We start from the raw sequence: 10279 nt of genomic DNA, 5'->3' as shown, positions 1-10279 counted from the left end.
CCCAGGGGTGGGGTGGGGGTGGGGTTAGGCCTGGGTCAGGGCTTGGTCTACCAGGGTTTTGGCTTCTTCCTGGATCTGCTTGAGGTGGTCGGGCCCCGGAAGGACTCGGCGTAGATCTTGTAGACGTTCTCGGTGCCGGAGGGCCTCGCGGCGAACCAGCCGGACTCGGTGCTGACCTTGAGGCCACCGATCGGTGCGCCGTTACCGGGGGCGGTGGTCAGCGTCGCGGTGATCGGCTCACCGGCAAGCTCGGTGGCGGTGACCTGCTCCGGGGAGAGCTTGCCGAGCACGGCCTTCTGCTCCCTGGTGGCCGGGGCGTCGATCCGGGCGTACGCGGGCGCGCCAAAGCGCTCGGCCAGCTCCGCCCAGTGCTCGCTCGGGCTGCGCCCGGTGGTGGCCAGGATCTCGGCGGCGAGCAGGCAGAGCAGCAGGCCGTCCTTGTCGGTGGTCCAGGTGGAACCGTCGCGGCGCAGGAACGACGCCCCGGCGCTCTCCTCACCGCCGAAGCCGACCGCGCCGTCCAGCAGGCCGGGCACGAACCACTTGAAGCCCACCGGCACCTCCAACAGCGGCCGGCCCAGGTCGGCGGCGACCCGGTCGATCATCGACGAGGAGACCAGGGTCTTGCCGACCGCGGCGGCCGGCCCCCACTCGGTACGGGTGCGGAACAGGTGACCGATCGCCACCGCCAGGAAGTGGTTGGGGTTCATCAGGCCGGCGTCCGGGGTGACGATGCCGTGCCGGTCGGCGTCCGCGTCGTTGCCGGTGGAGATCTGGTAGTTGGCCCGAGCGCTGATCAGCGAGGCCATCGCGTTCGGCGAGGAGCAGTCCATCCGGATCTTGCCGTCGCCGTCCAGGGTCATGAACCGCCAGGTCGGGTCGACCGTCGGGTTGACCACGGTCAGGTCCAGGCGGTGCCGCTCGGCGATCTCACCCCAGTACGCCACGCTCGCCCCGCCCAGCGGGTCCGCGCCGATCCGGACCCCGGCGTCGCGGATGGCGTCGATGTCGATCGCCGAGGGCAGGTCGTCGACGTAGTGGGCGAGGAAGTCGTACTCCCCGGTGGTGTCCGCGGCCCGGGCCCGCGCGTGGGTGATCCGGCGGACCTCCTTGAGCCCGGCGGCCAGGATCGCGTTGGCCCGGTCCTGGATCCACCGGGTGACGTCGGTGTCGGCCGGCCCGCCGTTGGTGGGGTTGTACTTGAACCCGCCGTCGTCGGGCGGGTTGTGCGACGGGGTGATCACGATGCCGTCGGCGAGCCCGCTGGTCCGCCCCCGGTTGTGGCTGAGGATCGCGTGCGACAGCGCCGGCGTGGGGGTGTAGCCGTCCCGGCTGTCCACCAGCACGGTGACCCCGTTGGCGGCGAGCACCTCCAGCGCGTCCACCGCGGCCGGCGCGGACAGTGCGTGGGTGTCGCGGGCGAGGAAGAGCGGCCCGTCCAGGCCCTGCTCCCGCCGGTAGTCGCAGAGCGCCTGGGTGACCGCGAGGATGTGGTCGGAGTTGAACGCGTTGCGCAGGCTGGAACCGCGGTGCCCGGAGGTGCCGAACGAGACCTGCTGCGCCGGGTCCGTGGGATCCGGATGCTCGGCGTAGTAGGCGGTCACCAGGCGCGGCACGTCGACCAGGTCGGCGGGCTCGGCGGGCTGGCCGGCACGGGGGTGGGTCACTGCGGGTTCCTCCTCGGGGAGTGCGGGTCGGTCACGGCTCGACCTGCTGGCCCTTGCCGATCACCACGATGCCGTTGTCGGAGACGGTGTAGCGCTGCCGGTCCTTCTCCAGGTCGACGCCGATCTCGGCGCCCTCCGGGACGAACACGTTCTTGTCCAGGATGGCCCGCCGGACCACCGCGTGCCGGCCGATCTCCACACCCTCCATCAGCACCGAACCCTCGACGTGCGCCCAGGAGTGCACCCGCACCTTGGGCGCGACGATCGAGTTCTCCACCAGCGAACCGGAGATCACCACGCCCGGGGAGACCATCGAGCCGACCGCGCGGCCGACCCGCTCACCCCACTGGTGGACGAACTTCGCCGGTGGCCACGGCAGTTGCTCGGTGTAGATCGGCCAGTCGAAGTTGTACATGTTGAAGACCGGGTGCACATTGATCAGATCCATGTGCGCGTCGTAGAACGAGTCGAGCGTCCCGACGTCGCGCCAGTAGCCACGGTCGCGGTCGGTGCTGCCCGGCACCTCGTTGTCGCGGAAGTCGTAGACGTTCGCCTCGCCCCGCTCGACGAGCATCGGGATGATGCTGCCGCCCATGTCGTGCTTGCTGGTCTTGTCGGCCGCGTCCCGCTCGACCGCCTCGCAGAGGGCGCGGGTGGTGAAGACGTAGTTGCCCATCGAGGCGTAGATCTCGTCGGGCGCGTCCGGCAGGCCGACCGCGTCGGTGGGCTTCTCGCGGAACGCACGGATCTTCCGGCCGTCCTCGCCGACCTCGATGACGCCGAACTGGTCGGCCATCGACAGCGGCTGACGGATGCCGGCGACGGTCACCGAGGCGCCGGAGGCGATGTGGTCCTCCACCATCTGCCGGGGGTCCATCCGGTAGATGTGGTCGGCGCCGAAGACGATCACGTAGTCGGGCTGCTCGTCGTTGATCAGGTTGAAGCTCTGGTAGATCGCGTCGGCCGAGCCGGCGAACCACCACGGGCCACGACGCTGCTGCGCGGGCACCGGGGTGACGTAGTTGCCGAGCAGCGTGGACATCCGCCAGGTCTTGGTGATGTGCCGGTCGAGGGAGTGGGACTTGTACTGGGTCAGCACGACGATCTTGAGATAGCCGGCGTTGGCCAGGTTGGAGAGGACGAAATCGACCATGCGGTACATCCCGCCGAACGGGACGGCCGGCTTGGCCCGGTCCGTGGTGAGTGGCATCAGGCGCTTGCCCTCCCCACCCGCCAGGACGATCGCGAGCACCTTGGCAGCCATGCCCCGACGCTATCCACCCTCGCCCCACTTCACCACTCGTACGGGGAGTCTTCTGGACTAGGGTGCGGGGTCATGACGGAACCCACCCCGCTGCGCGTCGATCTGCTCACCCGCGAGTACCCGCCGGAGGTCTACGGCGGCGCGGGCGTGCACGTCGAGTACCTGGCCCGGGAACTGCGCCGCCTGGCCGGCGTACGGGTGCACTGCTTCGGCCAGCCGCGCACCGAGCCGGGCGTCACCGCGTACCCCGAACCGCCCGGCCTGACCGGCGCGAACGCCGCGCTGCGCACGATGGGCGTGGACCTGGAGATGGCCGCCGGCACGGCCGGCACCGACGTGGTGCACAGCCACACCTGGTACGCGAACCTGGCCGGGCACACCGCGAAGCTGCTGCACGGGGTGCCGCACGTGGTGACCGCGCACAGCCTGGAGCCGCTGCGGCCGTGGAAGGCCGAGCAGCTCGGCGGCGGTTACGCGCTCTCCTCCTGGATCGAGCGCACCGCGATGGAGGCCGCCGACGCGGTGATCGCGGTCAGCCGGGGCATGCGCGCCGACGTGCTCGCCGCCTACCCGCAGATCGACCCGGACCGGGTCCGGGTGGTCTACAACGGCATCGACACCGTGCAGTACACGCCGGACTCCGGCACCGACGTGCTGGAGCGGCTCGGCATCGACCCGGCTCGTCCCAGCGTGGTCTATGTGGGCAGGATCACCCGGCAGAAGGGCCTGCCGTACCTGTTGCGGGCGGCCCGGGAGCTGCCGGCGGACACCCAGCTCGTGCTGCTCGCCGGCGCACCTGACACGGCCGAGATCGCGGTCGAGGTGGAAGAGCTGGTGGCCGAGCTGCGGGCCAACCGCTCCGGCGTGGTCTGGGTGGCCGAGATGCTGCCCAAGCCCGAGGTGATCCAGGTGCTCACCCACGCGACCGTCTTCGTCTGCCCCTCGGTGTACGAGCCGATGGGCATCGTCAACCTGGAGGCGATGGCCTGCGAGACGGCGGTGGTGGCGACCGCCACCGGCGGCATCCCCGAGGTGGTGGCCGACGACGAGACGGGTCTGCTGGTGCCCATCGAGCAGGCCACCGACGGCTCCGGCACCCCACTGGCTCCGGAGAAGTTCGTCGCCGATCTGGCGGCGGCGATCAACACGCTGCTCGCCGACCCGACGCGCACCGAACGGTTCGGCCTGGCCGGTCGGCGGCGCGCGGTGGAGCACTTCTCCTGGGACGCCATCGCCCGGCAGACACTCGACGTGTACCGCTCGGTCGGCGCGGCCTGAGGAGCACGGACGAGATGCGGTACGACGAACTCGAAGCGGCGATCCTTGCGTTGGTCGTCGCGGCCGGTGAGGACGAGCTGCGCGTCTTCGGCATTGAGACAGTCACCCGGCTGGTCCGCAGCGAACTGCTCGACAGCGCCGCGGAGGACGAGCTGACCGAGGACGCCTGGGCGGCGCTGGCCAGCGCCCGCGAGAACGTCCGGACGGCCGGCGCGGCCGAGCTACGGTCTCAGCTCACCCGGATCGACGCGGGCATCCTCGCGGACGACGACCTGGATCAGGGGCTGCTGATCGTCATCACCGCTCTCGAACACTGGACCACCTACCTGGAGGAGGACCGGCGCGGGGAGCTGTACGAGCTGGCCATCCGCTCGGTCGAGGAGGTCGACTTCCAGGTCTCGGCCGACCTGGACGACGTCCTCGCCAGCCCGGAGATGGCCGCCGCGTACGCGCGGATCAGGGGCCTGCTCACCACCGGTCTCAGATCGCCGTCCCCGGCGGCGACTTGAGCAACGACGTCGCCTCGGCAGAGTGACCACCACGCCCGTTCCGTAGCGCGCTGGCGGCGATGCGGATCAGGTCGATGTTGACCCCGGCGGCACCGCTCGGATCGTGCACCTTCAGTTTCACGTCGAGGCTCACTGAGGTCTCACCCCAGCCCTGCGCCTCAAGGTTGAGGTGCGCCACCTTCTGCGATTTCAGCTGTGACAGGTAACCGAGCGGGGCCACCTGGACCTTGTCATCCGCCGACAACGCGTTGAGCTTGGACCGCTTCTTGGTGTCGGGGTTCTCGACCAGGTTGCGGAAGTCCTCGGTGCCGCCCAGATTGACCTGGTAGGAGCTGACCAGGGTGAGGCCCCGCTCCTCCAACAGCCGTAGCAGCGCGTTGTGCAGCACCGAGGTGCCGAACTGGCTCGCCAGGTCGTCGCCGAGCAACGGTAGGCCGGCAGCCTCGAAGCTGTCCATCAGTTGTGGATCGCGGGCGACCGGGTCGGCGGTGGTGTTGATGAAGGCGACACCCGCCTTGTGTGCTGCCGCGGCGTACGCCCGGGCGGTCTCCGGCCGGCCACTCGGCGCCGAGTAGAGCAACACCTCCGCCCCGGCCAGCGCCGCTGCCACCCGCTGCACCTCGCTCGCGTCGACGAGGCCCTTCGTGACCGGCACACCCGCTCTGGGCAGGTCGCAGTTCAGCCGAGGGAAGTTGTTGGGCGCCAGGAAGATCGCCTCGGTCAGGTCCCGACCGATCTTTTCCTTCGAGGTGGCGAAGGCTGCGACGATGTCGATGTCCCCCACCCCGAGCCCGTCGATGATCGGCCTGCGGATTCCGACCAGGCTGCCGCTCTGGCGGTAGAGGGCAAGACCCTGCACCAGTGCGGACGTGTTGTTTCCGACCCCGACAACCGCGACTCTCACCCGTTCGATCATGGCCGGAGGCTACGTCACCCTCGGCTCGGTGATGTGCCCCCGCCGACAGCGGGAGATGTCGTACACCTGTTCTAGTCTTTGGTGGTGATCGATGCGTTGGAGCAGGCCGAGGCCGCCGTGGCAGCCTGCTTCGACACGTCCGTCTGGGCCGCCAACGAGCGTGATCTCGTGGCGGCGCTGGATGCCACGCATCGCCTCGAGCAACGGCTGGCCGCGGTCAAGCTGAGTCTCGTGCGGGAGCTGGACGGCCGGGGCACCGCCACGGCGCAGGGCGCCTCCTCGACGGCGGTGTGGCTGCGGGACCGGCTGCGTCTCGGGGTCGGTGCCGCCCGGCGGCTGGTCGAGCTGGCCGCCACCCTCGACGCCGCCCCAGTCGGGGTGCGGGACGCATTGACCGGTGGAGCGGTCGACGTGGAGCAGGTCCGGGTCATCGCCGAGACGGTCGAGACCGTCCACGCCACCGCCGGCACGGAGGCCGCCGACAAGGCCGTCGGCGTTCTCGTCGACTGGGCGACGCAGTTCGACGCCACCCTGTTGCGCAAGCTCGGCACCCGGATCCTCGACCACGTCGCCCCGGAGGTCGCCGACGCCGCCGCCGAGGCGGCGCTGCGGGCGCAGGAGTCGCGGGCCGCCCGAGATCGGCACATCACCATCAGCGAGCAGACCGACGGCCGGCTACGCCTCACCGGCATCCTCGACACCGAAGCCGCCGCCGCGTTGCGCAACGCCATCGACCCGCTCACCGCACCCACCGGCCCCGACGACACCCGCACCCCGGGCCAGCGCCGTCACGACGCCCTGGCCGACGTGTGCCGGCTCGCCCTGCGCACCGGTGAGCTACCCGAGAACGGCGGCGACCTGGCCCAGGTCGTCGTCACCACCAACTACGACACGTTGACCCGACAGGTGGGCACCGGCGCTCTCGACATCGGCCCGCACCTCACCCCCGAGGCCGTGCGCCGCTTGGCCTGCGACGCGGGCATCCTGCCCGCCGTGCTCGGCGGCGCCGGCCAGGTGCTCGACGTCGGCCGGCAACGCCGACTCATCAGCGGTCCGCTGCGCCGCGCCCTGGTGCTGCGCGACCGGGGCTGCGCCTTCCCCGGCTGCGACCGCCCACCGCGCTGGTGCGACGGCCACCACATCCGGCACTGGGCCGATGGCGGCGACACCAGCCTCGACAACGCCGTCCTACTCTGCGGCCACCACCACCGACACGTTCACCACGGCGGCTGGGCCGTCCGGCTCGGCGGCGACGGCCACCCCGAGTTCGTGCCACCCGCCTGGCTCGACCCCGAACAACTCCCCCGCCGCAACCACTACCACCGACGCAGATAGCCAACGACGCCGCTGCCCGGTCAGGTGACGTGGAGGGTGGCGGCGAGCTGGGCCAGGCCGACCGGCGCGTCGGCGGACCGCCACACGACAGCGACCAGCTTCCGGGCCGTCGGCCGTTCGTGCACCTCACTGCGGGCGGTGCGCTCCGCGTCGAGGACCGCCCGGCCCGCGCGGCGCATGTCACCGGCCAGGGCGTACGTGCGGGCCACATCAAGCAGGTACGCGGCCCGGTGCTCGGGCGGCAGCCACCGCCACTCGCCGCCGGCCACCAGCCGCTCATGCCGGGCCGTCGCCGTGGTGACATCGCCGAGGGTCGCGTCGGCAACCACCTGGGCTACCTCAACCGCTGCGACCCGGGCCGCCGTCCCGGGCGATCGTCGCGGCCTGGTCGAGGGACTGGCGGGTGAGGCGTTCGTCTCCCCCGCCTGCGGCGGCGAGGGCGGCCTGAAGGAGCAGCGTCCCGCGCAGCGCCAGGTTGGCCGAGGAGCTACCGTGCGCGCCGATGCGGTCAGCGGCGGCGAGCGCGGCGTCCAGGGCGGACCGCCGTCGACCACGAGACCGCAGGGCCTGACTCAGTGACACGGTGGCGATGGCGGCCACCTGCGGATCCTGGGTAGCGAGGGCGGCGGTCATTCCACGGTCGGCGGCCAACCAGGCCAACTCCCCCTGGTCGACCTTGACCAGTACCAGCGCGATGAGTGCGTACACCGACACCAGCAGCGCGTCCGTCGCGCCGGGGCGGGCGGCGTTCGCTTCGCGGGCGGCGTCGAGTAGGCCGGGCAGCAGGGCCAGCAACGCCGGGTACCGGGCGTGCCGGTAGCTCTGCTCGGCATGCTCCAGCCGGGCCCGCAACTCCTCGACCAGCGGCGGGCGGTCCGCGCCCGGTAGGTGGTACCGGGCCAGCGCCGTCCGGACCCCGTCCACCCCGGCGGCGACCGGAGTCGGCCGCACGGGCCGGACCGCCAGCAGGACCTCCACGTCAATGCGCAGCGTCTCGGCGACCTCCCGCAGGTTGGACACCCGCTCCAGCCGGCGTACCCCACGCTCGACCTTGTCCACCCAACTCTTCGACTTGCCGAGCCGGTCGGCGAACTGCTGCTGCGTCATGTTCCGCCGTACCCGCCACTGTGCGACCCGGCGACCCACCGGCAACTCGTTCACCGCCGGCCCGTCGCCCTCACCGCAGGACCCCAACCACAAACAGCACGAGTACGACCACAGCGATCACGAGTCCGTAGGCGTACTGCCGCCGGGTGAGCGGCGCCCGCTCCGGAATTGGCGGACCGGGCACCCGGTCCCCGTCCGGCTGCGGAGGGCGCGCGCCGGCAATGGGGTACGCGGGCGGCAGCGGCCCATCCGGCAAACGCTCGTCCAACTGTGCCTCCTCGCGGCGCGACGAATTGATGGGTGATAGAGGTGTCGGGTGCTGGGATCGACGGATGGCGGGGATGCAGGTCAGGGTGGGTGACACGGGGGCACCACCCGCCCTGACCGCCTGGAGGTGCTCCGCTGCTGACGAGAGAACCTTCAAATCCAACTTAGAGTGCAGTGAGTACAGAGTCAACACAGGATGCACAGAGTGTCATGTTCGATGGCATGCTCAGAGGGCTGACGAGAGGTGGCCCCGCCATGCCGAGACAACCTGTATACGAGCAGGTCATCGATGACGTGATCCGCTCGATCCAGTCCGGCACGCTCCAGCCCGGCGACAAGTTGCCGTCCATCGCCGAACTCGGCGAGCAATACAAAGCCAGCGCCACGCCCATCAGACTGGCCCTGCGGATCTTGGATGAGCGGGGCTGGATCGAGGTGCACCAGGGCAAGGGGTCGTTCGTGGCACCGAACCCGCCCGCCTGACTCCCTGGGCCACCACTCGCGGGTATTGGCTCGACGCCGGCATGGCCGGCTGCCACCATGCTGAGCCATGGCGGACGACGGGGCGAGCACGCCACTTCTCGCAACGTGGGGGGACGTCGATCCGGCGCGGCGCCCGTTCGACCCGGTCGAGATGTCGGCGGCGGTCCGGGCGTTGGTTCCTCCCCCACCACCCCGGCCGGCCTTTCGCGACGGCGGATGGGTCGGAGGATCAGAAGCGTTCGCCTGGGTCGACGCCGTCAGCGTGCCCCTGTCCGACCGGTACGGCCAGTGGGCCTACCGCTGGCACTGGGGGCCCGTGGAGAGGGAGCAGTTGGGCTTCGTGACCGACCGCATCCCGACGCCGGCTGAAGCGCCGGCCTTCGTCGCCGACTCACTGCTGGCCTGGCGACGCTGGTTGGAGAGCCTGGCTGAGCGTTTCGACCACATTCTGCCGTCGCTCGACGCTGCGCAGACCGGTGGTGCTGCGGACGTCGTCGCCGCCTGGGAGGCCGCCGTCGCACAGCTGATGACGTTTGTCGCCGCCCCCGTAGTCGACGACGACGGCTGGCAGGGATACTGCAAGATCACCCTGCGATGGTTCCTCACGGCCACCGGCATCCCGCCGGACCGGGCGCAGGCGCTGGTCGACGGTGCGCTCGAGCGGTTCGGCTGGTGGGCGCCGCTGACCGCGATGGAGATCAGCGAGGTCGCCGAACGGGTCGCCCGAGACGTGCTCAACCCTGGCGGGATCGCGACGGTCGCCCGAGTCGACAACTGGCCCGACACCTGGCCACACGGTTGGCCGTCCTGGCGGGCGACGAACACCGGCAAGGGTGCAGGGTCATCCCCCCACCGTGGGCACTCCGCCTGATGTCACCGACCGGCACCACGGAGATCCGCACAACTTCGGGGAAGTTGCCGCGTCGAGGGCGTCGTGAGGCAGCAACTTCCCCGAAAGTGCGCGGATCTTGCCACGCGTCCCCCGGGGCGGGGCGGACCGGCAGGCTTGGCCGCGCGCGAAGAGATCTCGCACAGTAGGTTGGCGGGGTGACAGGACGGTTCCCGATCGAAGACGTCTCCCCCGTCGTCTCGTGCGGGCGGTACCCGGCCAAGGCGGTGGTCGACGAGCCGGTCCCGGTGTCGGCGCGCGCCTACCGGGAGGGGCACGACGCGCTGGGCTGCAACGTGGTGTGGAGCGGCCCGGACGGCGAGCAACGCCCGTTCACCCGGATGCGCCCCGGCGAGCCCGGCCAGGACCGCTGGCACGCCACCATCGCACCGGACACCGTCGGATCGTGGACCTTCTCCGTCGAGGCGTTCCAGGACCCGTACCTGACCTGGCAGAACGCGGTGACCAAGAAGATCGCCGCCGGGCAGGGGCCGGCCGATCTCGCCAACGACCTGGCCGAGGGCGCACGCGAGCTCGCCGCCGCCCGCGAGCTGGTGCCGGCCG

General features: G+C 71.0%; 11 protein-coding genes and 1 pseudogene. 6 read left to right on the top strand and 6 right to left on the bottom strand.

Annotation, left to right across the window (positions count from 1 at the left end):
• Nucleotides 1-24: 24 nt before the first annotated feature.
• Together pgm and glgC are read right to left on the bottom strand one after the other, a co-directional pair.
• Nucleotides 25-1667, bottom strand: a pseudogene (pgm, locus tag JM949_RS29390) (phosphoglucomutase (alpha-D-glucose-1,6-bisphosphate-dependent)).
• A gap of 31 nt (nt 1668-1698) precedes the next feature.
• Entirely contained in the window at nt 1699-2931 is a 1233-nt protein-coding gene (gene glgC / locus JM949_RS29385; protein ID WP_203151407.1) for a glucose-1-phosphate adenylyltransferase, read from the bottom strand.
• Between the two features lie 72 nt (nt 2932-3003).
• Here glgC and glgA point away from each other — a divergent pair, with 72 nt between their 5' ends.
• Nucleotides 3004-4209, top strand: a complete 1206-nt coding sequence (gene glgA / locus JM949_RS29380; protein WP_255545684.1) for a glycogen synthase — start codon at nt 3004-3006, stop codon at nt 4207-4209.
• A gap of 14 nt (nt 4210-4223) precedes the next feature.
• Nucleotides 4224-4718, top strand: coding sequence for a hypothetical protein (locus tag JM949_RS29375; protein WP_203151406.1), 495 nt, complete (start codon nt 4224-4226; stop codon nt 4716-4718).
• Here the strand turns inward: JM949_RS29375 and JM949_RS29370 are convergent.
• Nucleotides 4690-5622 (bottom strand): inositol-3-phosphate synthase, encoded by a 933-nt coding sequence (locus tag JM949_RS29370; protein WP_309232378.1) that lies wholly within the window; start codon nt 5620-5622, stop codon nt 4690-4692. The genes JM949_RS29375 and JM949_RS29370 overlap by 29 nt on opposite strands.
• A gap of 96 nt (nt 5623-5718) precedes the next feature.
• Here JM949_RS29370 and JM949_RS29365 point away from each other — a divergent pair, with 96 nt between their 5' ends.
• Nucleotides 5719-6969, top strand: a complete 1251-nt coding sequence (locus JM949_RS29365) for an HNH endonuclease signature motif containing protein (protein ID WP_203151404.1) — start codon at nt 5719-5721, stop codon at nt 6967-6969.
• A gap of 20 nt (nt 6970-6989) precedes the next feature.
• Here JM949_RS29365 and JM949_RS29360 read toward each other — a convergent pair whose 3' ends face one another.
• The 3 genes from JM949_RS29360 to JM949_RS29350 are packed head-to-tail and all read right to left on the bottom strand — an operon-like array spanning nt 6990 to nt 8344.
• Nucleotides 6990-7298: a hypothetical protein gene (locus tag JM949_RS29360; protein WP_203151403.1), complete on the bottom strand. Its 309-nt coding sequence runs from the start codon at nt 7296-7298 to the stop codon at nt 6990-6992.
• Between the two features lie 10 nt (nt 7299-7308).
• Nucleotides 7309-8130, bottom strand: coding sequence for a helix-turn-helix domain-containing protein (locus JM949_RS29355; RefSeq protein ID WP_203151402.1), 822 nt, complete (start codon nt 8128-8130; stop codon nt 7309-7311).
• Nucleotides 8131-8146: 16 nt separating this feature from the next.
• Nucleotides 8147-8344: a hypothetical protein gene (locus tag JM949_RS29350; protein ID WP_203151401.1), complete on the bottom strand. Its 198-nt coding sequence runs from the start codon at nt 8342-8344 to the stop codon at nt 8147-8149.
• Between the two features lie 254 nt (nt 8345-8598).
• Here JM949_RS29350 and JM949_RS29345 point away from each other — a divergent pair, with 254 nt between their 5' ends.
• From JM949_RS29345 to JM949_RS29335, 3 genes are all read left to right on the top strand, one after another.
• Nucleotides 8599-8826, top strand: coding sequence for a winged helix-turn-helix domain-containing protein (locus JM949_RS29345; RefSeq protein ID WP_203151400.1), 228 nt, complete (start codon nt 8599-8601; stop codon nt 8824-8826).
• 67 nt (nt 8827-8893) lie between these two features.
• Nucleotides 8894-9697, top strand: coding sequence for a hypothetical protein (locus JM949_RS29340; RefSeq protein WP_203151399.1), 804 nt, complete (start codon nt 8894-8896; stop codon nt 9695-9697).
• A 176-nt stretch (nt 9698-9873) separates the two neighbouring features.
• The coding region (locus JM949_RS29335) for a maltotransferase domain-containing protein (protein WP_203151398.1) at nt 9874-10279 on the top strand (406 nt) is incomplete at its 3' end.

The sequence above is a fragment of the Micromonospora tarensis genome (genome assembly GCF_016803395.1).
Taxonomy (GTDB): Bacteria; Actinomycetota; Actinomycetes; order Mycobacteriales; family Micromonosporaceae; genus Micromonospora; species Micromonospora tarensis.
The sequence above is the reverse complement of the archived record's forward strand: the minus strand, read 5'-3'. Positions and strand labels throughout refer to the sequence as shown.